We start from the raw sequence: 25,919 nt of genomic DNA on the forward strand, positions 1-25,919 counted from the left end.
GCAATCTGTTTCGTTATGCAGGCTGATCTCTTAGCACTGGTTACTAGCTCGACGCCTTTCGTGGCGGTGGTGGTTATGGCACTCCTCGTGGCGATCAATCCTTGTCCACTGGCGACGGTGGTCTCCTCGCTACTCTTCTTGACGGGACGGCAGACGAGTAGACGGCAGGGGTGGTGGATCGCTACGCTCTATGCGCTGGGACGAGCGCTGCTCTACTTCTCGCTGGGGTTGCTCTCGGCCTGGCTCTTGCGTACGAGCATTCAGACGCTCCAGATACAGGAACAAATTCTGTATGGCTTGGAGCACTGGCTCGGGCCGCTGATTATCCTACTGGGAGTCCTGCTCTGGCTGTTCGGCCGTCACGACCATCACGATCATCACGATCACGAGGGGCATCATCATGAGGCGGAGCAGACGCACCCAGCGGAGGATCCTGATCATGAGCAGAGGCATTCGCTAGAGCGGCAGGGAGCGTGGAGCTGGCGAGTCCTCTGGTTGGGCTTTAGCTCGGCTCTCTTCTTCTGCCCCGCTACGGGACTGATATACTTCGGTATGCTGGTGCCTATGACTGCTCAGGCAGAAGGTGCTGTGGGGCTGCTCTATCTGGGACTCTTTGCGCTCCTGACAGCTAGTGTTGCTTATCCTGTCTATGGTCTGATACGGATGGGGATGAGTCGCTTAGCGCGTTTCGCTGGCGGCATGCAGCGGTGGCGCAAGTGGCTCAATGTGGGGGTGTCGCTTCTTTTCATTGTGATGGGCATTGTGATTACGCTCGTTCACATTCTGCATGGTCACGACTCGGTAGCACTGGTCGGATCTTTGTAGAGCTTGATGAAGCAGTGCGTGGCGAGGATCACGTCGTGTCGGGACTTGAGCTGGTAAAGGATCTCTAGCCCCTCTCGGCCCCACAGAAGCTTGCTGTAAAGCGTCTCTAGACTGATGCGTGTCTGCAGAGGATCGGCTTGGTAGTGCGAGATAAGGTAATTGATGCCTTGGCGCATGGTGCAGAAGCGTCGCTTGGCCCAGAGGTCCTCACTGGACAACTGGTAGTGCTGCAGGTCGTGTGCTAGGACAGCTAGGTGGAAGGCGAGACTATGCCCTACGATCATCTGCGTAGTCTCTAGGTCTCTGAGGAATAGCTCTAGCACCGCTTGGGGTGGCTCGCCATGCCCCGCGACAAACTCGGTCGTCAGCTGGTGGTAGTCGGTCGCTTCGCTCGTGATCGGCACGCCACTGAGTAGTAGATGGTCTTCGCTGCGCACGACGCGTAGCTCGTCGTCTAGGAGGAGCCACGAGAGACTCGCTAGGAGCGGTGTGTCGATGGCGGAGAGCTGTGTCTCATCGAGCGTATCGTGCAGATAGCATACGGTCTCGGTGTCTACCACTAGGTAGCGGGGCGTGGCACCCTCGGGTGCTGTGCTGAGCTGCAGGAGCGGTGACTCCTCGATGCTGAGCGCACAATGCGAGGCGAAGTCGCGCTCTACGCCTTTGTAGACTGGGTTGTGCTTGCGCAGTCGCTTACGGCCGAAGGTGGTGATGCCGCCAGCTAAGATCAGTAAGAGCAGGAGGTCAACCCAAGTCATAGTCTAGTTGAGGGTCAGGCGGGGGCATTGGGTCTCGCCTGCTTTACTTATTAAGGCTCCCCTCGATGATGCGACGATCGCGTGCGATAGCTGGCGCAGCTTGCTCCTTAGGGATGAAGGCCCAGTTGCTGTAGCGAGGCGGCGTGAGCGGCTGGTGAACTTTGGCCCACTCGATGAGGTGATAGCGCAGGTCGTGAGGCGAAACCCAGACGATGCGTTGGCGCAACTCTTCGGGCGAAAGACCAGCACCTTGCGTCAGGTGGCCACCACCACCGATAGCTCGGTAAGAGTTGACCGCCACCGTGTAGACGCTATCGGGAGAGAAGGGTCGTCCGTCAGACAGCTGCTTGATAGAGATCCGCTCGCCTTGAGCTTTGCGCAGATCCACCGTGTAGTCTATGCCCGCCGCTGCGCTGAAGTTAAAGGTCGGATTGACCGTCGGGAAGCGTTGTTCGTCAGCTTGATCCTTCAGATAGAGCAGATGCTCGCCCGTGTTGGCATCGGGACCGCACCACAAGCCGTAAGAGTACTCTAGGTAGCCCAGTATCTCTTGCCCAGAGAGTCGCAGCTTGTAGAGATAGTTCTCATAAGGGTAGATGTCGAAGAAGTTTCGTACCCGTAGCGTGTCAGCTCGCTGAGACAAGGAGAGACGATGAGGTGCGGAGAAGGAGATGTCTGCCTCGCTCAAGTCTAGCTGTAGCTGGTGAAGTAGGGAGATATAAGCAGAAGGTCCGAAGAGCGCGTCCACGCCTACTAGAGGCTCTGTGAGCTGTGTGATCGGCTCTGCGATAAAGCTGCGCACCGTGTCCGCAAAGTCTGAGAAGTAGCTGACGAAAGCGGAGTCTACCGATACGTCTGCCATGGGGACTATCTCTCCCTGGATCTTTTTGTCGACCACTTTGTCACCTTGCTTGGTGATGGAGACGGTTACGTCCGCCACGTTTCTCGCATGGCTCCCAGGATTGATCAGCAGGACGGGAGAGCCTGACGGACTCTGCACGGTCGTCTGATTAGCCTGATGATCGTGTCCGTAGAGGATCAGGTCAATGCCAGAGACCGTACGAGCCATCTGGAGGGCAACGTCCTCCTTTCCCTGTCCATCGCCTAGCCCCGAGTGCATCAGGACTATGAGCAGGTCGGGATGGACATGCTCTTGGATCGTAGGGATCCACTCATGTGCGGTGGCGATCGGGTCGGCAAAGGTCATCCCCTCGTAAGAGGACTGGGGAATCCACTCTGGCACGGATGGAGTAATCAGCCCGAGAACGGCTACCTTGACCCCGTCGACCGTGTGGACGCTGTAAGGCGAGTAGTAAGGCTTGCCCTTGAGGGGTCCGTCGCTGTGTATGATGTTGGCGGCCAGTAGCGGTGTCGCCATGTCGCGTTGCCAGCGGTGGTAGACACTCGGCGTAGCCTCTAGGTCATGGTTCCCCACGACGGCTGCGTCGTAGCCCAGTAGCGTCATAGCGTCAGAGACGAAGTGCGTGCGCACTGTGTCGACAAAGTTGGAGTAGTAAACTGCCGCATTACCTTGTAGCACATCGCCTCCGTCGAAGAGCAACGTGCTCGTTGGGTACTCCTTCCTCACTTGAGCCACATAAGTAGATACCCGCGCTAGTCCGCTAGGCGTGCAGCTATCTTGGACAAAGTCGTAGCCCAGTATGTTGCCATGTACATCGGTCGTATGTAGGATACGTAGCGTGTGCGTCTCCCGCTCCGCCTTCTTGCAACTAGCAAAGCTCCCCAGCAGGAGGAGCGTAGCGAGACAATAGAGTAGGGTGCGATACTGAAGTTTGATCATAACGTGAGGGGCTTTCTAGTGACTACTTGTCTGAGAGGTAAGGGTTGTACTGGTAGATATTGCGAATGAGGCGCACGACACGCAGGGCATCCTCTATCTCCACCGCCTGAGCGGTCGGGTCGCCCAGCAGCGCGCGTGCGGTGTGGTCGATGACAAAGTGATGGTTTTGCGCAGATCCGCTATAGGCTCCGTAGGCGTTGCCAGGCTCGCTCTCGCCCAGGTCAGGACGGTCGTAGCCATCGATGATGCAGTGCGTTAGTTTGTTCATAAAGGGACCATCAAGGACGATGCACCCACGCTCGCCTAGCACCGTGAGGCGCACCCCGCAATTGGTCCCGTAGACTGCTGTCGAGTAGGTCAGCAGGCCCGACGTATCTTGCGGGAAGGTGAGCTGCACCACGCCCGAGTCCTCAAAGTCTACCATTGTCTGGTGATTGTAATTGTAGAAGCTCCCGCCCTGCACCTCAGGCATCCCGAAGCACCAGATCAGTAGATCGAGGAAGTGTGAGTACTGCGTGAAGAGCGTCCCGCCGTCTAGCTTGAGGTCGCCATGCCAGCGACGAGGTAGGTAGTAACGCTCGTCACGATTCCAGAGACACTGCAACTCGATCTGGTAAAGCTTGCCGAGTCGCTTCTCTTCGATCACCTGGTGTAGCCAGGCTGAGACAGGCGTAAAGCGGTTTTGCAAGACACTATATAGGTGACAGCCATGAGCCTTCGCGAGGGCGATCAGCTCCTCGCCCTCGTCGGGGTGTAGCACAGCGGGCTTCTCAATGAGGAGCGACTTGCCTGCCTTGAGCAGCTCTAGTGCAATAGGGTAGTGCAGCCCATTGGGGACGCAGATTGATGCGACATCAAAGGTGTCTCCTCCACGCTCCAGTAGCTCCTCGACGCTTGGGTAAAAAGGAACCCCAGCAAGCTGCGCAGCGCCACACTCCGAAGCGGGCAGCACGTCGACCATCCCGACCAACTGCGTTTGCGGATGCTTCGAGATATGCTCCATGTGTCGGCGGCCAATGTGTCCGCACCCCACGACGACCCAGCGGAGCGGGCTGTGAAGTGGCTTAGGAGCGAAGGTCGTTAGGTCGTTGTGCTTTGCTGTCATAGTGGGGAAGGAAAGCTTTTATAGTAGAAACTGTCTGATTCGTTCGCAGATCTCTGCAGCCAGCAAGTGGAAGGTCGTCGGAGCTATTGGTAGCGAGAGCATTGTCTTCTGGAGCTCCTCCGCTACGGGACAGGAAGCCTCAGAGGAGCTGGCGTTGTAGGCCGCTATCTGGTGAAGCATCTGCGGGTAGTAGACTCGTGCATCGATGCCCGCTGTGCGCAATTCGTTGAGTAGTCCGTCTCGCTTGTCAGAGGGTACGCAGATTGTGTAGAGGTAGAGTGCTTCGGGCCGGTCCCCACTACGCCACGGACGTCTCACCATCGGGAGATCCGCCAGTAGCTCATCGTAGAGATCTGCCAGCGCGCTACGTCGTTGGTTTGCTACATCCAGATGACGTAGCTTAACTCGTAGCACGGCAGCTTGGAGCGCATCGAGACGACTGTTGTAGCCACACCGCTCGTACTGGTAGCGTGTGCGCTGACCGTGGTTGGCCAGTTGGCGCAAACGATCCGCCAGTTGCTGGTCATGCGGTACGAAAGCTGCGCCCCCATCGCCCATACAGCCTAGCGGCTTCGTCGGAAAGAAGCTCGTCGTGCCGATTGTGGCTCGAGTGCCTAGCGGTGCCGTTGTTTTTGAAGCTCCCGAAGCCATCTCGCCTACGCCACCCATCCCCTGAGCATTGTCTTCAATCCACGGGATCTGATGTCGCTTGCAGAAGTGCGCCAGTTCGTCTGCGGGGCAGGGCATACCGTACATATTGACCGCTATGAGTGCCACCGTACGAGGGGTGAGCAGCGACTCTAGATAGTCTGGCGAGCCATTCATCTGAAAGGAGACACGCCCATCGCTACTCAGTGAGGGCATCACGTCAGCCCAGACTGGTCGGAGCCCTAGATGACAGACCGCCTCGGCAGCCGCCACATAGTTGTGCGTGGTGACGATTACTTCGCCACCACGTGGCAGATCTAGCGCAGCCAGAGCCAGCAGGAGTGCATCGCTCCCGTTGCCACAGCTGATGACACTCCACGGCTCTAGCCCTAGGTAGTACGCCAGCTCCGTCTCAAAGGCACGCACCTCCTCACCGCCAATATAGCCGCCGGAGGCGACAACCCTCCCGATACTCCTATCAAGCTCAGCTTGGTAGGGGCTATGTTCTTCGGGGAGGTTGACTAGAGGGATGCGCATGTCGCTGTGAGGCTAGACTAGTTTGCTACCAGGAGCTATCGTGTCAGGCAGTGTGACCACCTGTAGCTGTCCCGTCTTGTAGTCCTCGACTGAGAGGATCATACCTTGAGACTCGACGCCACGTATCTTGCGCACAGGGAGGTTGGCAACGAAGGCAACCGTCTTGCCAACCAGCTCCTCTGGCTTGTAATACTGAGCGATACCCGAGACAATCGTCCGGCCGCCCATGCCATCATCGATAGAGAAGCGCAGGAGCTTGTCCGCCTTAGGAACCTTCTCACAAGCTAGGATACGGCCTGCACGCATATCGCTCTTGGTAAATGTGTCAAACGGCACATCCTCCAGCAGAGCCTCGGGGTGACGGTTCTGCTCCTCGTTGAGCTTCTTGATCGCAGCGAGCTTGTCGAGCTGTGCTTGGATCACCTCATCCTCAATCTTGTCAAAGAGCAACTCGGGCGTACCCAGCTGATGTCCCTCGGGAAGTAGATCTGTAGCTCCAAAGCGGGAGAAAGCAAAGCCTCCCTCCTCAACTTGTAGCATACTGAGGAGTCGACGTGTGGAGAAGGGGGTAAAGGGCGCAAAAGCAATCGACAGATTACCCACCAGCTGCAAAGCTAAGTGCAGGATCGTAGCGACACGATCGGGGTCGCTCTTGATCACCTTCCACGGCTCTGTGTCTGCGAGGTACTTATTGCCGATGCGGGCTAGCTGCATAGCGGTCTTGAGTGCCTCTCTAAAGTGGAAGTGCTCTAGCTGATCATCTAGCTCTGCGGGTATAGCTGCCACCTCTCGGAGCATCTCCTCGTCGATCTCCGTGAGACGACCCAGCGGAGGCACCTTGCCGTCGAAATACTTGTGCGTCAGCACCAAGGCGCGGTTCACGAAGTTGCCGTAGATAGCGACCAACTCATTATTATTACGTGCTTGGTAGTCACGCCATGTGAAGTCATTGTCCTTGGTCTCAGGCGCATTGGCTGTCAAGACATAGCGCAGCACATCCTCCTTGCCGGGCATCTCGTCGAGATACTCGTGGAGCCAGATAGCCCAGTTGCGACTAGTCGAGATCTTGTCGCCCTCGAGGTTGAGGAACTCGTTGGCCGGTACGTTGTCTGGCAGGTTAAACGACCCCTCTGCCTTTAGCATGGCGGGGAAGATGATGCAGTGGAAGACGATGTTGTCCTTGCCGATGAAGTGGATCAGACGGGTCTCGGGGTCGCACCACCAGGTGCGCCAGCTGTCGGGGAGTAGCTCCTTCGTATTGGATATGTAACCAATAGGCGCGTCAAACCATACGTAGAGCACCTTGCCCTCAGCACCTTGGAGCGGTACGGGGATACCCCAGTCTAGGTCACGCGTCACGGCACGTGGCTGTAGTCCTAGGTCCAGCCAGCTCTTGCACTGACCGTAGACGTTGGGCTTCCACTCCTTGTGCCCCTCGAGTATCCACTCGCGGAGGAAGCTCTCGTAGTCGCCCAGTGGCAGGTACCAGTGCTTTGTCTCGCGTAGCTCAGGCTTAGCCCCTGATATAGCGCTATGAGGATCGATTAGATCGGTCGCCGAGAGGGAGGTACCGCACGCTTCGCACTGGTCGCCATAGGCGCGCTCGTTGTGGCAATGCGGACAGGTACCCGTGATGTAGCGGTCTGCGAGAAATTGCTTAGCCTCAGGGTCGTAGTACTGCTCCGAGGTCTGCTCGATCAGCTTGCCAGACTCGTAGAGCTTGGTAAAGAACGCACTTGCCGTCTTCTCATGTGTCTCGGAGGTTGTGCGCGAATAGATGTCGAAGTCGATGCCTAGGCGAGCGAATGACTCTTTGATCAAGGCGTGGTAGCGATCCACCACCTCTTGTGGAGAGACGCCCTCCGCTTTTGCCTTGATGGCGATAGGTACTCCGTGCTCATCGCTACCACCGATGAAGAGGACCTCGTCGCCCTTCATACGCTTGTAGCGAACGTATATGTCGGCAGGAACGTAGACTCCTGCGAGGTGTCCGATATGTACAGGCCCATTGGCATAAGGTAGGGCCGTAGTGACTAAAGTGCGTTTGAATTGTTGCGTACTCATAAAGTTCTTATGATGATTAACGGCTTAGCGCCGATGTCTACCACAAAGGTAGCAAAAATGAGACTGTTGCGAGGGTTTCCAAAAGATTTCCAAGCTTGGAAAAATAAATTTCCAAGGGAGGAAAATAAACTTTCCAGCGTTGGAAAACTTTCTTTCCAGCGTAGGAAAGTTTCCTTTCCTACGGAGGAAACGAAGATTCCTACGTTGTGGTTCTCAGGAGAGCCTGTTTTGAGGGAGGCTTGATCGGCTAGGAGTTAGAGGCTTTTGGCGCAGGGGTATTGGGGAAGAGCGCCTTTAATACTTGTGTCATAGTGCGTCGGGTGTTGCCTCGATGGCGCATATTGTTGGCGAGGAGGGAGACGCAGTAGGTGTGGCCGTTGTAGCTGACGTAGCCTGCATAGTTTTGGACGCCTCGTATGGAGCCGCTCTTGAAGTAAGCGGTGAGCTGCGATGCTGGGAGCAAGTTGCGGACAGTGCCCTCACGACCCACTTGGGGCAGGGAGAGGATGAAAGGATCTGAGACAGGTAGCGGTAGCCGGTAGACTTGTCGCAAGGCGGCGGTCAGCGCATAGGGTGAGAGCTTGCTGCGGGGGGATAGCCCAGAGCCGTCGTAGAGCTCCAGCTCGTCAGATGAGAGGGAGCAAGTCTCCCGCCAGTAGTTCATTTCTTGTCGTAGCGCTTCGCTTGTCGAGATACATCCGCCCTGCTGTATGGCGCCAAAGCGGTTGCCTATGCTACGGAGGAGAGCCTCAGCGTAGAGGTTGACACTGTGATAGTTGCAGGTGCGTATCAGCTCGCTCAGATGCGGACTTAGGTAGATGTCTAGTAGGGTGGTGAGTGTCGGAGCGGACTTGTCATAGTAGGCTACACTCTGGCAGTCGGTGAGCTCTATGCCACGTCGCTGTAGATGCTCTGCTAGTTGCAGTGCCAGTGCCATAGCGGGGTTGCTCAGGTCGCAGGCGATGACCTGTCGCTTAGAGCTGCCACGTGCTAGGCGACCCGAGAGACGGCGTGAGGTGCGAGAGTTGCGATCTGCTGAGATGGCTAATTGACTGCCCCGCTTGACCAGCTGTATGTCTATCTGCCACGCATGACCTGGTGTGGAGGGGTGAAGGTAGGAGGGTGCCTCAGCTCCTTTTGCCACATCCTGTGCGGAGATGCCGACCTGCATGATGTTGTCGCAGAGGTTGACCCCATAGAGGGCTGGAGCGTAGCGCCGGCCCCAGTCCTCACGGGGCCATGCCTCAAGATAGCCCTCGTCGCAGTAGGCTGAGGCATCGACGACGATGCGGCCTTGTATCTGGTGGATGCCCGCTTGTTGCAGTGCTAGGTAGACCTGATCGTAGAAGATTCCCTTGCGGCGTGGGTAATGCTTCGACTCGAGCGAGGGGTCGCCATGCCCTACGATGATGAGGTCGCCTTTGAGTACGCTATCCTTTGTAATCTCTCCACGATAACCGATCTCTGTGGGAAACTGATAGTCGGCACCTAGGGCTATGAGTGCCGTGGCGGAGGAGAAGATCTTGGTCACGGAGGCGGGTGTAAACCGCTCTCTGCTACGGTAGTCAAGTAGTGGCTTGTCCTCATCGATGCGCCATACGGAGACTCCATAGCGAGCCTCTCCACGCTGCTCGGCTTGTTGCAGTATCTGCACAGCTTGCGTGGTGTCTATGATATCTTGTTGCGCCCTCCCGGCCAACGGTAGGAGTAGCAGTAAGAGTAAGGCGTAAAGCGTGATGGATCGTGATTGCATCGGTATGGACGGATCAAATGTGACGAGAGCAAAGTGCTTCCGAAGACTCACCTTGCTCTCTTAAGTTACTTCATAAGTTATGTCTGTCTCTCTCAGAGGGGTGACGATGCACCTGTTTTTAGATTAAAAACACCTGGGAGAGATCTCAAATTGTGTGTGCTAGTATTTCAGAGCTTGCCCTGGGCGCAGCGTAGCTCGTGAGGACATATTGTTTGCTTTGCAGAGATGGCTTACAGAGGTCCCCGTCTTCTTAGCAATGTTCGAGAGTGTGTCGCCCTTCTTCACACGATATATGCGAGGCGAGTGCGATACCTTGGCACGGCTCTTCTGAGCCTTAGCCTTGTACTTAGCATCTCCAGCCTTGCTCTGACTGCCTCCATCCTCGTAAGCATAGGTCTTATAGCCCTTAGGAGCGACAAAGGTGTAGTAGTCGCTCTGGGGCGCTCCTACCTCGAAGTCGATGATCCTAGCGGGGTTGATGTCGATGCCTAGGAAGCGGGTCTCGAAGTGCAGGTGTGGTCCTGTGCTACGACCCGTGCTGCCGCCCTTGCCGATGACCTCGCCAGCACGGACGATCTGTCCCTCCTTGGCGATGCAGCGGCTCATGTGTCCATAGACGGTCTCGAGACCGTTGGGGTGACGAATGACGATGTAGTTGCCATATCCCCCACGCTCGTAGCCACGGATGCGCACCTTGCCATCGAAGGCAGCTCGTACGTCATCTCCTGTGCGGAGTGCTAGGTCTATGCCCTTGTGCTCGCGACGATAGCGAGCGCGGTAACCATAATTGGATGTGACACGCATCGTACCCTCTAGAGGCATGACGAAGCCCGAGCAGTCGATATTATATGTAGCGGGGATACGTGGGCTACTTTTACCCGCAAAGGGGTTTACCCAGTCAGTCCACGAGTCTTCGCCATATAGATCTATTGCAGGGTATTCGAGAGCCTCTCTCTCGAGTGCGCGCTCCATCTCAGCGCTGGATATACGTGTCTCGGCATCTCTGGCCGTCTCTATAGTGTACCCGTCTGCTAGCAAGTTGCGGCTCACAAGGGAGTCACGAGATGTCGCAGCCCTTGTGGGGGACACTAGTCTTACTGGTGGTTGTGTGGTCTTCTGCTGGGGTGATGGCGCTGCAGCCAGTTGGACACAGGCTACAAAGATAAGCCCCACGAAGGCGACAAAGCTGTTACTCTTACTGATCATGAGTCTAGTCGATGTTTTTGATGTGCTTCTGTCGATAGATTGCGGATTAAAAAACTGATATAGAGTAAATAGTGCCTCTGGTAACTGTCACTTACGCTAGAAAACAATACCTACTTTCCTGCCAAAGGTCGGAATAAATTTCGAAACAGCCAAATTTCAGCCCGACGAATTTAGCCCGTTTGACCCCTTAGACTGGCAATAAGTGAACGATTTCGAGCTGGAAATATTGTGGTGCTAGGGCTTCCGCTGACCCGCCTAGTGGAGCTTGCTGCGTAGGTAGATATTAAAAAGGAAAGCCCCCACATCGGCCTCTGGGACTGGTGTGGGGACTCTCTAATTATGTAGCTGGGTCGATTACTTCAGACCGAGCTTCTTAGCAATCGCTGCGGGGATAGCGTCACGGTGTACGACGATATTCATCGTGCGGCCTGCTACGTAGTTCTTAGATACGTACCAGATGCCCTTGTACTGACCGCTCTCACCCCAAGAGTTCTTGATCATATAGAAGATACGACCGTTCTGGTTCTTAGCCTTACCGACCAAAACCATACCGTGGTCGTCGGTGAGGGTGAAGTTGTCAAAGCCCTCCTGACGGAACTCCTGTGTAGGCTCGATCTCGGGGCAGTCAGCGCTATTGATCATACGGCGGATCTCAGCAGCCTTGTCGCTGTAGCTGAGGCCCACCCAGCGTGCCTGATCAGAGCCTTTCGTCTCGATAGCATCTACGTCAGCTAGTACGCCGATACCGTCACGTGTGAAGCCTACCTCGCTGACGTCAGCACCCCAAGCGACGGGGTAGCCATTGACGATAGCGTTGTCGATAACCTGCATGAGCTCGTCGATGGGGAGGTTCCATGAGCTAGACCAGCGCCAGTTGTCCTCGATCTCGATGGGGAAGGCGGTGTAGAAGGGGTGGTGTGTGTAGCTCGTCAGTGAGACATAGTCACTAGCCTTGATGCCGAGGCTCTGAGCAAAGCTCTTGGGGGTGTAGCGCTTGCCGTTGTAAGTAAACTCCTTAGGCAGCTCGCCTAGATAGGTGTCTACGACCTTGTCGTAAGCACTCTTCCACGCTGTGGAGAGACGGCCATTGTGGTTCTCAACGACAGCGTCGAGCATCCCCTTGAGGACAGCCTCTAGCTCGCTGTGAGCGTTCTTTTTTGTACCGTAGTTGAGACCAGTCATGAACTCCTCGGGAACGGCTCCGTAGTTGTCGAATACGTAGAGCACGTCGTAGAAAGAACCTCCCTGAGCGAGGTTGCCCTTGCCATGTAGGCGTACATACTTCTCCGCTTTGTCACGATAAGTGTGGTTGACGACAAACATATCGGAAAGGTCTACCTCGGGACCACCCTTACGAAGGATCTCAGACTCGAGGAAGCCTGTCGTAGAGTAAGACCAGCAGGTACCACTATTTGCCTGATCCTTGATAGAGGTGATGGGTAGCTGCTTGATGATAGTAAACTCGTTGCTCTCACCGCTCGTCTTGGGGGCCTGAGCGACCATGACGAGGCTCGAGAGGAGTGCGATAAGGAGTAGAGAGATTTGTCTCATAGCTTATTCCTGTTTTATAGTTAGAAAATGAATTGTCAGTGAAGCGGTCGTCAAGACCGTCACAAAGATACGAATAAAAAACTGGAGATGCAGAATCCTTTGCCGTCATGACTGCGCAGGGAAGACCCGCATGGCGAAGTGACTGCGTAAAGACAAAAAAGTAGCACCCTCCTCATCATACTGACGGGGAGGGTGCTACTCCTTTTGAGTGGCTTATGCTATGCCACGAGAGATTTCCAAGGTTTGTCGCCTGCTTTGCGGAGCCGGAGACTAGCGACGCTTCTTGTTTTTCTTTTGCTTCTTAGCTTGAGTACGACCGAAGCCACTGCTCTGCATCTTGCGCATGACCTTGCTGACCTGATCAAACTGCTGGATGAGCCTATTGACCTCTGCAACGGAAGTGCCACTACCGTCGGCGATGCGCTTGCGGCGTGAACCATCGAGGATGCTAGGCTTGGCGCGCTCCTCGGGGGTCATGGAGTGGATGATTGCCTCGATACCCTTGAAGGCGTCGTTGCTGATGTCTAGGTCTTTGACCATCTTACCTACTCCAGGGATCATGGAGACGAGGTCCTTGAGGTTACCCATCTTCTTGATCTGAGCGATCTGCGCGAGGAAGTCGTCGAAGTCAAACTGGTTCTTAGCGATCTTAGCCTCCAGGCGCTTTGCCTCCTCCTCGTCGTACTGCTGCTGCGCACGCTCGACGAGTGAGACGATATCACCCATGCCGAGGATACGATCAGCCATACGTGAGGGGTGGAAGACCTGCAGCGCCTCCATCTTCTCGCCTGTACCGACGAACTTGATCGGCTTATTGACGACACTGCGTATAGAGAGCGCCGCACCACCACGTGAGTCACCATCGAGCTTGGTGAGGATCACACCATCGAAGTCGAGTCGCTTGTCAAACTCAGCTGCCGTATTGACCGCATCTTGACCGGTCATGGAGTCCACGACGAAAAGGGTCTCATCGGGTCGGATCGCCTCCTTGATGCTGCTGATCTCATTCATCATCTCCTCATCGACCGCTAGACGACCTGCGGTATCGATGATGACGGTGTCTAGTCCCTCCTGCTGGGCGTGGGCGATCGCATTGCGAGCGATCTGTACGGGATCTTTGCTGTCTGGCTCGCTGTAGACGGGTACGCCGATCTGCTCGCCCAGTACGTGTAGCTGCTGGATAGCAGCGGGGCGGTATACGTCACACGCTACGAGGAGTGGCTTGCGCTGCTCCTGCTTCTTGAGCATGTTGGCGAGTTTGCCTGAGAAGGTTGTCTTACCAGAGCCCTGCAGTCCTGACATGAGGATGATGGCGGGGCTCCCCTTGAGGTTGACCCCTACCGCCTCACTACCCATCAGTGTGGCCAGCTCGTCATGGACGATCTTGACCATCATCTGCCCTGGATTGACCGCCGTGAGGACGTTCTGTCCGAGTGCTTTCTCCTTGACTTGGTTGGTGAAGTCTCGTGCTACGTTGTAGTTGACGTCGGCATCGAGTAGGGCGCGGCGTACATCCTTGAGCGTTTCGGCGACATTGATTTCGGTAATACTCCCTTGTCCTTTGAGTATTTTGAATGAACGCTCTAGGCGTTCGCTTAGATTTTCAAACATGTTGCTGAGATGATGAGTGGTTTATAGACGATTCGTGTCGCTATCGGGGAAGATGATCTTAGGCTGGAAGGTGCGAGCCTCGTCGTAGTCCATGAGTGCGTAAGACATGATGATGACGATGTCGTCAGGCTGTACGAGACGAGCTGCGGGTCCATTGAGACAGATGACCCCGCTGTCGGGCTCACCTGCGATGACGTAGGTGTCGAGGCGGTTGCCGTTGTTGCAGTCTACCACCTGCACACGCTCTCCTGGTAGTATGCCCACGGCATCCATGAGGGTGCGGTCGATGGTGATGCTACCCACGTAGTTGAGGTTAGCCTGTGTGACCCGGACACGATGGATCTTAGATTTGAGTACCTGTATGTACATAGTTTATTGTGTGGATCGCGAGGGGCCTAGCGTAGGTCTACGACCTCAAGCGATTTGTATTCTTGCGGTGCAAAGGTAAAGGATTGTGACGTAATATGCTCCTTTGGCTGTATCTTGTGGATGGTGTAAGAGACCTGCTCGCCTAGGTCAAAGTAGAGATCGACCCGCTTAGGAGCCTGACTCTGCTGGTCAAAAGTCACCTCATAGTACTTGACTCCTGCGAGTACGTTGGTACCCTGTGTGGGGACAAAGCGGTAGACGACTGTGCCTCGAGGACTCTTGCGCTCGGTGATGCGGAAGCGCTGCGAGGTCTGCTGTATATAAGCGAGCGGATTCATTGCCGTGAGGTCTTGCTCGGAGGGAGTCATCAAGGTGTAGGTGCGCTCGCTCTGATTGATGATACGCAGTGTCGAGCCGTCGAAGGCTACCTCCATACCGGGCATGCTGAGCATAAAGCGACGTCCGTAGAGCCATGTGTAGCCCTCCTGAGGCTTTGTGCCCTGTGAGGTTAGGGTAAAGGTGATTGCGACCCCTTTCTTGACCTGCTGCTCGAACTGTTGGAGCGCTTTGTTGAGGTCAAAGACCGCTTTGCGCTGTCCTTGCAGAGGTGCTATGGCAAAAGCACCACACAGGAACAGAGCGAAGAGCGAACTCAGGAGACGCATCGCAAAGGGCGCAGTGTGTTGCTGGTATGATAAGGAGAGGTTTGGTCTCATGTGATTATCGTTTAGAAAGTGTCTAGGAGTTGATCAAGCGTTGTCTCATCAGCGATCAGCACTTGGCGAGGCTTGCTACCATCTTGTGCCGAGACGATGCCGCACTCGTAGAGCTGATCCATAATGCGTCCAGCTCGGTTGTACCCGATGTTAAAGCGTCGCTGGATGTTGCTCGTCGATCCCTGCTGCATCTGTACGACATGGCGAGCCACCTCCTCAAAGAGCGGGTCGCGCTCGGACGCGCCACCACCTCCAGGACCAGCAGTTCCAGCCGCACCTTCTGTGGCTGGCGGCTCAGGCAGCAAGTAAGGCACTGTCGGATAGGGCTGACGAGATATGTGATCCACGATGCGCTCTGTCTCAGGCGTGTCAATGAAAGCACACTGGATGCGTCGCATCTCCTTGCCGTCGTTGATAAGCATGTCGCCACGCCCGATGAGATCCTTGGCACTCTTGGTGTCAAGGATGGTGCGTGAGTCCACTTGCGAGGAGACCTTGAAGGCGATACGTGCCGGGAAGTTAGCCTTGATCAGACCCGTGATCACATCTGTACTAGGACGCTGTGTCGCTAGGACGATGTGGATACCCGCTGCACGCGCCTTCTGCGCTAGACGTGCGATAGGCTTCTCGATGGCTCGTCCTGTGGTCATGATGAGGTCGGCAAACTCATCGACGATGAGTACCAAGTAGGGGAGGAAGACGAAGCCATCCTCCTCACGTAGACGCCCCTGACGGAAGAGCTTGTTGTACTCTGCGATGTTGCGCACCTTAGCACGCGCGAGCAGTTCATAGCGCCCGTCCATATCCACGCAGAGAGACTCTAAGACGGGAAGTGCTTTGTTTGTATCTGTGATGATATACTTCTCCTCGTCCTCGAGCTTCGTCAGGAAGTGTCGGCCGATACTCTCGTAGATGCTAAACTCTAGCATCTTCGGGTCGATGAGGATCAGCTTGAGCTCCTCGGGACGCTTATTATATAGGAGTGAAGTGATGAGCGCATTGAGGCCGACACTCTTACCCTGACCCGTAGCACCGGCGATCAGGAGGTGCGGCATCTTAGAGAGGTCAAAGAGGTAGACATCGTTCGTGATGGTTCGCCCGATGGCTATCGGGAGCTTCTGATCGGTCGTGATAAACTTCTGCGAAGTGATCAGCGCCTTCATACCGACGGTGCGCGGGTTACGGTTTGGCACCTCGATACCTATGGTACCACGTCCAGGCATCGGAGCAATGATACGTATGCCACCGATACTCTCTACCTTCATCGCTATATCGTCCTCAAGGCTGCGGATGCGGTTGACTTTGACCTTAGGGTCTAACTTAAATTCGTAGAGCGTCACGGTCGGTCCGATGGTCACCTCGACCGGTTCCAGTCCGATGCCCAGATCGCTCAGCTTCTCGATAATAAGCTGCTCGATCTCCTTGATCTCAGCCCGATCGATCGTCTGCGAAGACTGATCGACATCTGCCAGTAGGTCAGGCGAAGGCATCTGATATCCTCCACGACGGGTCTCACTCTGTGGCACGACGGCGGCGGCTTGCGAGTCGGCATCCCCCTGTGCAACGGTCACCGTGACACCGCCCTCGAGGCTCTCCTCAACTGGTGTGGAGACGGGCTCGCGGCGTGCCTGCGGAGCATTTGTAGAGGCCTGTGATGTGGCACGTGATGCCAAGACGCTCGGTGCAGGAAGTGGTGCCTCCTCATCTTCATCATCTGTAGTGTTAGGCTCATTATCTACATCATCTGGATCAGCATCTTCACTTGCATCTGTAGGCTCTTCACCTGTGTAGGCTTCCTCATCATCCACCTCTTCTTCGTCACGCTCTAGCGAGCTATCGGCTGTACGGCGACGATTAGGACGCTTGACCCAGCCTAGACCGATAGCCCTGCGCATCCACTGGAGGTACTCATAGCGTATCACCACAATGAGGATAATGATCGAGACAAGCAGGATCAGTGCTACACCCAGCCAGCCGATAGCTAGTAGCAGGTTGTCTATCCAGAGCGTGCAGTAAGCTCCTCCCCAGCGGAAGAAAGTGGGCATGCCGAGGATGTTTTGTATAGTAGCTGCCGTGAGGCCCGTCCATAGACTCAGGAAGATGGCGTAGACCGTTATTTTGATGAGACTCCCTCTTGTGGATATACGCATCAGACGTAGTGCTCCGATGAAACACAAGACGAGCAAGAACCAGCTACCGAAGCCGAGGAAGCCATCCATCAGCCAATGTGCTAGATAGGCTCCATGTACACGGGTCACGTTTTGGATATCCGCAACGGTACCATCGATCCCCTCAGGAAGTGTCTGTGTCAGTGCCTCCCAAGGTGTTAGCTCCGTGACAATGCTCTGGTCACGAGCCCCCACCATAAGGTAGGAGCCACAAGCCACGAGGGTGTATATGACGAAGGCCAGGAGAATCAGGCCCAAGATAAACGAGATCAGCTCGCCATACCGCTTGTCGGCGACATTGTTTTGTAAGCCCTGCGCCCACGAGCGCATACGACTCCCCACCGAGCGAGAGGGGTTTGAGTCCTTTCTGCTAGATGCGTTCGTACGCTTGCGAGTCTGTGCCGAGCGTTTCTTGGTCGGTTTATCTTTGGATGTAGCCATGAGGTAGTAATCAGGAAGTCTGTAGCGTGAGCATTGCACCATGCGTGGTGATCTCCTACAGGAAAGCTTGATGCAAAGGTAACGATTTTTACGCCAATGGCACACCACTCCACATCTCCGATCGCATTAGCGTGTGGCACCGGCTGTCGCTGATTACCATTGCCCATAGCGACATATAGGACTCTTGGTTAGTTCCGAAGAGCCCGACTTTAATCTTTACAGAAGGAAGTGCGAATGCTTTTGAATAGAAACTCCTTCCCTGCTAAGCAGATTTTGCAAAGCTCCCTCGTAAGACTCCCATTCGCTTGGAAAGGTGCGCTACGCTTATCTTAGGCGATTGATGATTTCGTCCTGAGCCTTACGCCCCTCAGGGAAGAAGCGGAAGAGCGGATAGCAGTGGCACAGTCCCTCACCGATATGTATCTCATAGGGGACCCCATACTGGACGAAGGCGCGCTTGTAGTAGGGGGCGCAAGCATAGAGACACTCGTGCGACCCATAGTAGAGGTAGGTCTTGGGGAAGTGCGAGAAGTCGCCCACGCAGCTGTTGATCATATAGTCGGGCAGTCGCTTGTGTCGGTTCATTATCGAGGCAACGGTGCCGAAGTAATGGTAGTCGACGATTATGTCTTGCTCCGAGAGAGCCTTTAGAGAGGCAATGAAGTCTGCATCTTCGTCTGCCATGTCTTCATGTCCCTTACAAAGCGAGAGGGGGATGCCTCCAGGAGAGACCGCTATGATTTGTCTGGGGCTAGGTAGCTGCTGGTGCTGCTCATTATTATATTGTCCTATCCCGATAGCGAGACAAGCTCCTGAGGAGAAGCCTAAGATCGATATTTGCTCAGGAGCGTACTGCTCGAGCATACGCCGATAGAGCTGATGCGTCTTCTCAAAGGTCACCTCGAGTGTTTGCTCCACAATAAGGGGGTAAAGGAAAAACCACACATCGCTCCCCGTCTGATCGACAATTCTCTTGGCTATCTTGAAGTCTTTAGCATCTGGTGGTGTGACATATCCTCCGCCATAAAGTAGCAGGACAGCTTTTGCGGCAGGCTTAGGAGTCGCCTGTATCTTGACGCACTTAAAGCCATCGACCTCCTCTATGGAGCAGTGATAGTCCTTGAATTGATCTAGCCGAAGCCTGAACTTATTCGACTGCTTAGTCGCAAAGGCGAGAATCTCTGCCTCTGACTTTCTGAAGAGCTTCTTGATGTTTAGGAGTCTCACTATTGAGGCTGCCACTCTGTAGGTAATACTCATAGCTGTATGGTCTTTTGTGTGAGCTTATGGATGGGCTTAGATGCTCTGTGGAGACAAAGATAATGCTTCATCTAGTATACAGTGCTAGTGATAGATACCTACTATGCGGTAGCAGGCACCCAATCGGCTCTTTATGAAACTGACCATATAAGATAAGTCCCTCCGACTAGGCGTACCCAGTCGAAGGGACTTAACTGTCTGTGGGGTTGTGGAGCTGCGGGGAATTGAACCCCGGTCCAAACATGGTGGCAAAGCGCTTTCTACATGTTTAGCTGTACTTTGATTGTCGGGCCTTAACTCACGAGCACAGCGACCGAGCTAAAGCCTTATCCTCTAAAGTTTAAGACGATGTACGAGGCGACACCATCCGATCCCCGATATCCATGCACCACCGTATCAGAGCGCCTCGGAGCAACGGCCCCCTGGGTGATGTCTCGTCCCGGCACCTATGCCTGGGATGAAGCGTTAGTGTACTATACTTCGACTACGCAGCGAGAGCAAAGTTGTTTTCGCCATTTAGAAAGGTTCGCAGTAAGGTTTTAAGGTGCGTCACAGCAGGCACCACATGCTTACGAATCACTACAACACGCTGTCAAAGCCAATCAGCCCCAAGAGTGTATGTTGCATCTCCCAGACTAGCGTATCGCTATATCGCTCAGCTTAGGAGAGATCGTATCTGAGTCTGGCGGAGGCTCGCCTCGAGCGAAGTCTTCTCCTACTCATCTAGTGCAAAGGTACAAAAAATCGAATAGGGGGCGATGTGGAATCTAACCCAAGTGGAAGATATAAAGAATGGGGCTAGCAGAGAAGATCCACAGCCCCATTTTGACAACTAAAGCGATACATATCGCTCTGTTAATCAGTCTCTAATTATTGAACCTGCACATAATCATGCACAAGTGATTATGTGCATTTTGATGATTAAATCTACAGATAAAATGGACTGCATTCAACAATTATCTATTGCTCTATATTTTAGTTTTTCCAACCTCTCTCCTAGATCTCGATAGGCTGCCGCTTCTAAAAGCAAATATACATCTCGAGCCTGAACTTCCCTAACCTCTGGATCATTCCAAAAAACACCTAATTCGTGACAATCAAAAGCATCACAATAGACTGTGTAACAAAAATCTAAAGCATTGTAGCTTTCACCATCACAAGCTTCTCCCTTGCCTGGAGCGAGAGAGGCTGAGATATAAACATCTGGATTCGTTCCCAAGGCTATCTGTTTTTGAATCAGATCTGCTTTGTAGGTCAATACAGCATAGCATAGTTCTACTTCATTCTCATCATATCCCATTGCCATTAGCTCATTCATATCACCATCAAGCAATGCATCCATATCCCAATCTTTGAAATAAGCACATTCGTATCGATATGTTTCAAAATCCATTGGCATGTCAATAGGATAGCTCCACCTCTTCTTCCAGTAATTTAATAACAGCTTACAGTTCTGTCTATTTCGCTCTACTATAGGCAAGAAATGACTTCTCCAACCGTCAGTGTCAAGCAAGATCATATTGCATAGGGACAATTTATACAATGGCAAGGGGTGTTCACAACAGCCAATATCCCCTAAAAGGCTCTTATTAAATTTGCCAGACTCAATCAGAGCAATTACCTTCTCTGCTTGATTTTGCATCACTAATGCAACTAATTCGTCTAAATTCTTTGAATAATAACTGTACATAACGCTTCCTTAGAGTATCCATTTATACATGAAATCTATCTTCTAATTTCTGGTTCATCCGAGATTTTGTGTGATGACCTGATCGTGGAGCGCAAAAAGTCTTAGTTGAAAGTAGTCCATATCTCTGTATCCGTAGGCAACCCTTTTGAGGACTTTGATTTTGTTATTGGTTCCTTTGACTACTCCATTGGAAATGCGGTGGTCATACCAGTTTAGAATGCCCCATTAATAGAGCCTGATGGTTTTAGCTATTTGTTTGATATGCCTGACACCCGAATCATCTGCTTGTTCGAGCCACTTCTTCAAAAATAACTCAGCCTTTTCTTTTGAGCCCTGCTGCCAGAATAGTCTAAGATCTTCCTTAAGGTAATATGCTATAGCTAGAGGCTTGTTCATAGCCAGCACATTATCTAGTCTTGTGCGATGATACGCATCCATTACGTCCGCTCCATTTGATAGAAGTAAATACCTAACACCGTTGATGACCTTACGCTTGTTGAGATCTGTCTCCTCTCTATACAGGTCTCTGCGAAGAGCATCGATCTTCTCATTCATCAACTTCATAATATGAAAGTGATCTAAGACTATCTGAGCTTTAGGCTGGTACTCCATCACTGCGCTTATATAGGCTGGGGAGAGATCGTATCTGAGTCTGGCGGAGGATCACTTCAAGCGAAGGCTTCTCCTACTCATCTAGTGCGAAGGTACAAAAAATCGAATAGCTGGGGCGATGCTGCCCGAGGAACGAACAGGGCTGATACATTATATATAATGAGATCGTTGACCTATCTATTCCTCGTCTATCGTTGTGCGTGGCTCTTGAAAAATTCGATTATGATGCGTCATCCCTGGCTGGGAAAAGTTGATGCCGGCTCGCTACGATAATTTACAACTGGCTACATATCAAAACGGTGCTGTGTCGGGGAAAAGTGATTTCCACGTGGATATTTCGAAATCCCCACGTGGAGAATAAAAAATTCTTCGGAGGAATGAAATGAAACTTCGGAGGAATGAAATGAAACTTCGGAAGAATCAAAACGCCCCCACGTGGAAAATAAAAAACATCCACGTGGAGATTTCAGATTTCCCACGTGGATATTCGATAAAGGAGGGAATCGGACAAATTTCCCTGTAAAGATATGTAATTAGAGATTAGAGGTTAGAGATTAGAAATTAGGGATTGGAGGAATCGGAAGGGGTGAAGTTAGAGATTAGAGATCCGATCACTCTGATAGCTCCGATGGTTCCGATAGCTAACAGCCAATAGCTAACAGCAAACAGCTAATCCATGGCGGACACATTATATATAGTGACCTCACCTATATCTTGCTTGTCGCTCGTGTGTAGCTCCTGACAGAGCGATCGGAGGGGAGGGGGGAAGTAAAGGGAAGGGGAGGGTGAAACGTTTTTTTAGTACCTTTGCACCCAGTAAGGAAGGTGTGCAGACGGCGTAGCACATCTCAATATGTGACGAGGCTTCTCTGATGTGGCTCTTCTAGATGATAGAGGGTGCTGTGTGGGAGTAAGTCCTCATTTGTTTTGTATCTATGAGGTGCTTTCGCCAGCCGAGAGATGGCCCGCGTGGTGCGACTCATGGGATATGCACTAGACTGAATTAGAAATCATTATCACCTAATCTATATCTATGGGATATTACTATATGACCCAAGAGGGATACGATGCCCTCAACAATACGATCAAGCAGCTGGAGGCTGAGGAGCGTCCTAAGGTCACACAGCAGATTGCTGAGGCTCGTGACAAAGGGGATCTGTCGGAGAATGCTGAGTACGATGCCGCTAAGGAGGCGCAGGCTCATCTCGAGGACAAGATCGCTATGCTCAAGGCTCAGCTGAGTAATGCACGTGTATTGGAGCCTTCGCAGATTAAGACTGATGAGGTGCAGATACTGAACCATGTGCGCCTACTCAACAAGAAGAAGGGCGAGGAGAAGAGCTACTACATCGTCTCTGATGCTGAGGCAAACTTTAAGGAAAACAAGATCTCGGTCAATACACCCATTGCTAAGGGGCTCCTCGGCAAGAAGGTGGGTGATATAGCGGAGATACAGGTGCCTGCGGGTACGCTGGTCTTTGAGATCCTAGAGATCACTCGATAGGCGGCTACGCTGCTTGAATACTTTCCTCCAAAAAAAACGAATGCTCTATGGCTACAATCTTTAGTCGCATCATAGCGGGTGAGATCCCCTCCTACCGCATTGCAGAGGATGAGGAGCACTACGCTTTTCTAGACATCAACCCCTATCAGCTGGGGCATACACTGGTGGTCCCGAAGCGTGAGGTCGACTACTATTACGATCTGACGGACGAGGAGCTGGCTCGGCTGATGGCTTTCTCCAAGCGGGTGGCACGCGCTATACAGGAGGCTACGCACTGCCGTAAGGTGGCTACGCTAGTCCTAGGACTGGAGGTGCCGCACGCCCATGTGCATCTGATCCCGATCAATAGTGAGGGAGATGTGGCTCACGGACCGCTTGCTACGAAGCCTACCGACGAGGAGATGGCTCGCATTGCCTCCGAGATAGCATCCTATATTAAATAAGGAGTATCGAAGCCTAGTGACAGAGAGACTATATATCCTAGAGGAGATAGATCCAGCAGTACTCTATGGCCCTAACCGTGAGTACCTGCTCTTGCTGCGCAACCTCTACCCTAAGCTGCGGATCGTGGCTCATGATCGAATCATCAAGATACTGGGTGACACGACCGATATACAGCTCTTGACGGCACTCCTCGATAAGCTAGTCCAGCACATCACACGCTACAATCTCCTGACGGAGCAGACCATACGCAAGCTGGCTACGGGCGAGGAGCTCCCCGAGGTCAAGGTAGCGCCCAACCATCTGCTCTATGGAGCGAGAGGACGTAGTATAGGTTACCGAGGTGCTCACCAGCGTGAGATGGTGGAGGCCATAGCAGATCACGATATGCTCTTTGCGATCGGGCCTGCGGGTACTGGTAAGACCTACATAGCGATAGCACTAGCAGTCAAGGCTCTTAAGGAGAAGCAGGTACGTCGTATCATACTCTCGCGTCCGGCTGTCGAGGCGGGCGAGAAGCTGGGCTTCCTACCAGGAGAACTGAAGGACAAGCTCGACCCTTATCTCCAGCCTCTCTACGATGCGCTCGAGGAGATGATCCCGACACAGCGCCTACGCACCTATATGGAGAGCGATGTGATACAGATCGCTCCGTTAGCCTATATGCGTGGTCGTACGCTCAATGATGCTGTCGTCATACTAGACGAGGCGCAGAATACGACCCACCATCAGATGAAGATGTTTCTCACGCGTCTCGGACGCAATAGCAAGATGATTATCACGGGCGACCTCTCGCAGGTAGACCTGCCTCGGGGTGTCACCTCGGGCTTGCGCATTGCTGAGCGGATCCTGAGCGATGTGGAGCAGATACCTTTTGTTTACTTTGATGCGCAGGATATCGTGCGTCACCCGATCGTGCAGCTGGTTGTGGATGCTTACGATCGCAATGAGCATCAAGCTCTGCAGGGCGGACGGCCTACACAAGAGACTCGCCAACAGCAGGATATAGACTTAGATAAGGATCAAAGTAAAGACTCATAGAAACTTTGTCCTCTCCCGGCTAGGCTGAGGAGAGGGCAAGCGCCTTTTAGCAAATCAATTATTGATCATAATACAATGAATCAAGCACTAACACACACCGACCTATCTCTCCCAGGTATCCAATCTGTCTTTCATGGCAAGGTGAGAGATGTATACTTCCTTGAGGGCGATCTGATAGCGATGGTCGCTACGGATAGGATTTCAGCCTTTGATGTGGTACTCCCTGAGGGTATCCCCTACAAGGGTCAGGTGCTCAACCAGATAGCTGCTGAGCAACTTGACGCTACGGCACACCTCGTACCTAACTGGAAGATAGCAACGCCCGATCCGATGGTTACGGTGGGACACCGCTGCGAGCCGTTTAAGGTAGAGATGATCGTACGTGGCTACATAGCTGGTAGCGCATGGCGTGCTTACCAGGCTGGTGAGCGCACGATCTGCGGTATAGAGCTACCTGAGGGACTGAAGGAGAATGAGCGTCTCCCACACCCAATCATCACGCCTACGACCAAGGCTGATGAGGGTCACGACGAAAACATTAGCCGTGAGGAGATCATCGCCTCTGGACTGATCTCGGAGGAGGACTACAAGGTGATCGAGCAGTACACACGGACACTCTTTGAGGAGGGGACACGCATAGCTCGTGAGCGGGGACTGATCCTCGTGGATACGAAGTATGAGTTTGGTAAGAAGGATGGCAAGGTGATCCTGATCGACGAGATCCACACGCCCGACTCCTCTCGCTACTTCTACCTCGAGGGCTACGAGGAGCGCCAAGCTAAGGGTGAGCCTCAGCGACAGCTCTCGAAGGAGTTCGTCCGTCAGTGGCTTATCGAGCAGGGCTTCCAGGGTAAGGCTGGGCAGAAGATGCCTACCATCACGCCTGAGTATGCGGCCTCTGTGAGTGATCGCTACATAGAGCTCTACGAGCATATCACGGGCAAGACCTTCGTCAAGGAGCAGACCCAAGATGTGGCTAAGCGTATCGAGGACAATCTGCTAGCTTTCCTGAAGAAGTAACAACAACCTGATTACATATATGGACCAGCGACTAGGGGGCTGTGTACTACCTCCCTAGTCGCTGGTTCTAATCTCTATATTACTATGTCTGTATCTCTAGATGGTAAGTCTCGCTACGTGCGACAGATGTTTGACCGCATCGCTGGACACTATGACTCGATGAACCGCCTCATGACGGGCGGTATGGATCTGGCTTGGCGCTGGCAGGTCATAGAGCATCTGGCGGACTATGCGCCTCGCCAGGTGGCTGATCTGGCCTGCGGTACGGGAGATATGATCCTGATGCTCTCGCGATACTTGCCGTCGGTACGTGAGATAGTTGGCGTGGATCTCTCGGAGGGTATGCTGGCGGTAGCTGCTGAGCGTGTCAAGCGGGCTGCACGGACAGCGTCTGTAACGCTATCGGCGGAGAACTGTCAGGAGCTCTCTCTAGCCACGCAGTCGGTCGATGCGGTGACCTGCACACTGGGCATTAGAAACTTCTCGGACCCGCTACAAGGCTTGCGAGAGATGCACCGCATCCTCAGACCTGGAGGAAGGCTCGCTATACTGGAGCTGAGCGAGCCTCGTGAGGGGCTACTGCGGCAGGGCTATAACATCTACGCCAAGCGGTTGATACCGTGGATCGGACAGCTATGCGCTCACGATCGCTCTGCTTACAGCTATCTCCCAGCCTCTATCAAGGTGATGCCACAGCGAGAGGAGATGACGGCTCTGATCCGTAGGGCAGGCTTTAGAGAAGTACAATATAAAGAAATGCCCCTAGGGATCTGTATCTTATACACGGCAGAAGCTTAG

20 protein-coding genes, 1 other RNA gene and 1 pseudogene are annotated in these 25,919 nt (G+C 53.4%); 6 read left to right on the forward strand and 16 right to left on the reverse strand.

What is annotated here, in order from left to right; all coding sequences use genetic code 11:
* Positions 1–15 precede the first annotated feature (15 nt).
* Positions 16–825 carry an urease accessory protein UreH domain-containing protein gene (locus Q2J34_RS04485; protein WP_298888924.1) on the forward strand — a complete coding sequence of 270 codons (810 nt, stop codon included), beginning with the start codon at positions 16–18 and terminating at the stop codon, positions 823–825.
* On the opposite strand, the gene Q2J34_RS04490 is transcribed toward Q2J34_RS04485, so the two are convergent.
* From Q2J34_RS04490 to Q2J34_RS04565, 16 genes and pseudogenes are all read right to left on the reverse strand, one after another.
* On the reverse strand, positions 792–1,583 hold the full coding sequence (locus Q2J34_RS04490; protein WP_298888923.1) for a 3'-5' exonuclease: 792 nt from the start codon (positions 1,581–1,583) through the stop codon (positions 792–794). The two genes, Q2J34_RS04485 and Q2J34_RS04490, sit on opposite strands and share 34 nt — an antisense overlap.
* A 43-nt stretch (positions 1,584–1,626) precedes the next feature.
* Positions 1,627–3,384 carry a bifunctional metallophosphatase/5'-nucleotidase gene (locus tag Q2J34_RS04495; protein WP_298888921.1) on the reverse strand — a complete coding sequence of 586 codons (1,758 nt, stop codon included), beginning with the start codon at positions 3,382–3,384 and terminating at the stop codon, positions 1,627–1,629.
* A 22-nt stretch (positions 3,385–3,406) separates the two neighbouring features.
* Entirely contained in the window at positions 3,407–4,489 is a 1,083-nt protein-coding gene (locus tag Q2J34_RS04500; RefSeq protein ID WP_300969382.1) for a Gfo/Idh/MocA family protein, read from the reverse strand.
* Positions 4,490–4,507: 18 nt separating this feature from the next.
* The gene (locus Q2J34_RS04505) at positions 4,508–5,674 is read right to left on the reverse strand and encodes a DegT/DnrJ/EryC1/StrS family aminotransferase (RefSeq protein WP_300969383.1); all 1,167 of its coding nucleotides are present in this window, start codon (positions 5,672–5,674) and stop codon (positions 4,508–4,510) included.
* A gap of 12 nt (positions 5,675–5,686) precedes the next feature.
* On the reverse strand, positions 5,687–7,738 hold the full coding sequence (gene metG / locus Q2J34_RS04510) for a methionine--tRNA ligase (RefSeq protein ID WP_300969384.1): 2,052 nt from the start codon (positions 7,736–7,738) through the stop codon (positions 5,687–5,689).
* A 247-nt stretch (positions 7,739–7,985) separates the two neighbouring features.
* Positions 7,986–9,491: a D-alanyl-D-alanine carboxypeptidase/D-alanyl-D-alanine endopeptidase gene (dacB, locus tag Q2J34_RS04515; RefSeq protein WP_300969385.1), complete on the reverse strand. Its 1,506-nt coding sequence runs from the start codon at positions 9,489–9,491 to the stop codon at positions 7,986–7,988.
* 159 nt (positions 9,492–9,650) lie between these two features.
* The gene (locus Q2J34_RS04520) at positions 9,651–10,541 is read right to left on the reverse strand and encodes a M23 family metallopeptidase (protein WP_300969386.1); all 891 of its coding nucleotides are present in this window, start codon (positions 10,539–10,541) and stop codon (positions 9,651–9,653) included.
* A gap of 510 nt (positions 10,542–11,051) precedes the next feature.
* Positions 11,052–12,248, reverse strand: a complete 1,197-nt coding sequence (locus Q2J34_RS04525; protein ID WP_300969387.1) for a C1 family peptidase — start codon at positions 12,246–12,248, stop codon at positions 11,052–11,054.
* Between the two features lie 270 nt (positions 12,249–12,518).
* Complete coding sequence (ffh, locus tag Q2J34_RS04530) at positions 12,519–13,859, reverse strand: signal recognition particle protein (RefSeq protein ID WP_300969388.1); 1,341 nt, start codon at positions 13,857–13,859, stop codon at positions 12,519–12,521.
* Positions 13,860–13,880: 21 nt separating this feature from the next.
* Positions 13,881–14,228, reverse strand: a complete 348-nt coding sequence (gene panD / locus Q2J34_RS04535; RefSeq protein WP_004330552.1) for an aspartate 1-decarboxylase — start codon at positions 14,226–14,228, stop codon at positions 13,881–13,883.
* 26 nt (positions 14,229–14,254) lie between these two features.
* A complete protein-coding gene (locus Q2J34_RS04540; protein ID WP_298888905.1) occupies positions 14,255–14,944 on the reverse strand; it encodes a LolA family protein in 690 nt (229 codons plus the stop codon).
* 11 nt (positions 14,945–14,955) lie between these two features.
* Positions 14,956–17,553, reverse strand: coding sequence for an FtsK/SpoIIIE family DNA translocase (locus tag Q2J34_RS04545; protein ID WP_300969389.1), 2,598 nt, complete (start codon positions 17,551–17,553; stop codon positions 14,956–14,958).
* A 324-nt stretch (positions 17,554–17,877) separates the two neighbouring features.
* Positions 17,878–18,813: an alpha/beta hydrolase gene (locus tag Q2J34_RS04550; protein ID WP_300969390.1), complete on the reverse strand. Its 936-nt coding sequence runs from the start codon at positions 18,811–18,813 to the stop codon at positions 17,878–17,880.
* 206 nt (positions 18,814–19,019) lie between these two features.
* Positions 19,020–19,423: a transfer-messenger RNA gene (ssrA, locus tag Q2J34_RS04555) on the reverse strand.
* 339 nt (positions 19,424–19,762) lie between these two features.
* On the reverse strand, positions 19,763–20,503 hold the full coding sequence (locus tag Q2J34_RS04560) for a hypothetical protein (protein ID WP_300969391.1): 741 nt from the start codon (positions 20,501–20,503) through the stop codon (positions 19,763–19,765).
* A 54-nt stretch (positions 20,504–20,557) separates the two neighbouring features.
* Positions 20,558–21,136: pseudogene (locus Q2J34_RS04565) on the reverse strand (transposase); the annotation flags it as partial.
* A gap of 1,012 nt (positions 21,137–22,148) precedes the next feature.
* Here Q2J34_RS04565 and greA point away from each other — a divergent pair.
* From greA to ubiE, 5 genes are all read left to right on the forward strand, one after another.
* The gene (greA, locus tag Q2J34_RS04570; RefSeq protein ID WP_300969392.1) at positions 22,149–22,619 is read left to right on the forward strand and encodes a transcription elongation factor GreA; all 471 of its coding nucleotides are present in this window, start codon (positions 22,149–22,151) and stop codon (positions 22,617–22,619) included.
* A gap of 47 nt (positions 22,620–22,666) precedes the next feature.
* Positions 22,667–23,062: an HIT family protein gene (locus tag Q2J34_RS04575; RefSeq protein ID WP_273475198.1), complete on the forward strand. Its 396-nt coding sequence runs from the start codon at positions 22,667–22,669 to the stop codon at positions 23,060–23,062.
* 16 nt (positions 23,063–23,078) lie between these two features.
* Positions 23,079–24,101 carry a PhoH family protein gene (locus Q2J34_RS04580; protein WP_300969393.1) on the forward strand — a complete coding sequence of 341 codons (1,023 nt, stop codon included), beginning with the start codon at positions 23,079–23,081 and terminating at the stop codon, positions 24,099–24,101.
* Positions 24,102–24,176: 75 nt separating this feature from the next.
* A complete protein-coding gene (locus tag Q2J34_RS04585; RefSeq protein ID WP_300969394.1) occupies positions 24,177–25,121 on the forward strand; it encodes a phosphoribosylaminoimidazolesuccinocarboxamide synthase in 945 nt (314 codons plus the stop codon).
* An 84-nt stretch (positions 25,122–25,205) separates the two neighbouring features.
* Positions 25,206–25,919 (forward strand): bifunctional demethylmenaquinone methyltransferase/2-methoxy-6-polyprenyl-1,4-benzoquinol methylase UbiE, encoded by a 714-nt coding sequence (gene ubiE, locus Q2J34_RS04590; protein ID WP_300969395.1) that lies wholly within the window; start codon positions 25,206–25,208, stop codon positions 25,917–25,919.

The organism is Porphyromonas vaginalis (assembly GCF_958301595.1).
Classification (GTDB): Bacteria; Bacteroidota; Bacteroidia; order Bacteroidales; family Porphyromonadaceae; genus Porphyromonas; species Porphyromonas vaginalis.

Coding starts and splice junctions, on each gene's coding strand:
- Q2J34_RS04495 (WP_298888921.1), bottom strand. CDS start 3,384: ATGATCAAACTTCAGTATCGCACCCTACTCTATTGTCTCGCTACGCTC.
- panD (WP_004330552.1), bottom strand. CDS start 14,228: ATGTACATACAGGTACTCAAATCTAAGATCCATCGTGTCCGGGTCACA.
- ffh (WP_300969388.1), bottom strand. CDS start 13,859: ATGTTTGAAAATCTAAGCGAACGCCTAGAGCGTTCATTCAAAATACTC.
- metG (WP_300969384.1), bottom strand. CDS start 7,738: ATGAGTACGCAACAATTCAAACGCACTTTAGTCACTACGGCCCTACCT.
- ubiE (WP_300969395.1), top strand. CDS start 25,206: ATGTCTGTATCTCTAGATGGTAAGTCTCGCTACGTGCGACAGATGTTT.
- Q2J34_RS04575 (WP_273475198.1), top strand. CDS start 22,667: ATGGCTACAATCTTTAGTCGCATCATAGCGGGTGAGATCCCCTCCTAC.
- Q2J34_RS04560 (WP_300969391.1), bottom strand. CDS start 20,503: ATGTACAGTTATTATTCAAAGAATTTAGACGAATTAGTTGCATTAGTG.
- Q2J34_RS04505 (WP_300969383.1), bottom strand. CDS start 5,674: ATGCGCATCCCTCTAGTCAACCTCCCCGAAGAACATAGCCCCTACCAA.
- Q2J34_RS04500 (WP_300969382.1), bottom strand. CDS start 4,489: ATGACAGCAAAGCACAACGACCTAACGACCTTCGCTCCTAAGCCACTT.
- Q2J34_RS04545 (WP_300969389.1), bottom strand. CDS start 17,553: ATGGCTACATCCAAAGATAAACCGACCAAGAAACGCTCGGCACAGACT.
- dacB (WP_300969385.1), bottom strand. CDS start 9,491: ATGCAATCACGATCCATCACGCTTTACGCCTTACTCTTACTGCTACTC.
- Q2J34_RS04525 (WP_300969387.1), bottom strand. CDS start 12,248: ATGAGACAAATCTCTCTACTCCTTATCGCACTCCTCTCGAGCCTCGTC.
- Q2J34_RS04585 (WP_300969394.1), top strand. CDS start 24,177: ATGAATCAAGCACTAACACACACCGACCTATCTCTCCCAGGTATCCAA.
- Q2J34_RS04540 (WP_298888905.1), bottom strand. CDS start 14,944: ATGAGACCAAACCTCTCCTTATCATACCAGCAACACACTGCGCCCTTT.
- Q2J34_RS04550 (WP_300969390.1), bottom strand. CDS start 18,813: ATGAGTATTACCTACAGAGTGGCAGCCTCAATAGTGAGACTCCTAAAC.
- Q2J34_RS04490 (WP_298888923.1), bottom strand. CDS start 1,583: ATGACTTGGGTTGACCTCCTGCTCTTACTGATCTTAGCTGGCGGCATC.
- Q2J34_RS04485 (WP_298888924.1), top strand. CDS start 16: ATGCAGGCTGATCTCTTAGCACTGGTTACTAGCTCGACGCCTTTCGTG.
- greA (WP_300969392.1), top strand. CDS start 22,149: ATGGGATATTACTATATGACCCAAGAGGGATACGATGCCCTCAACAAT.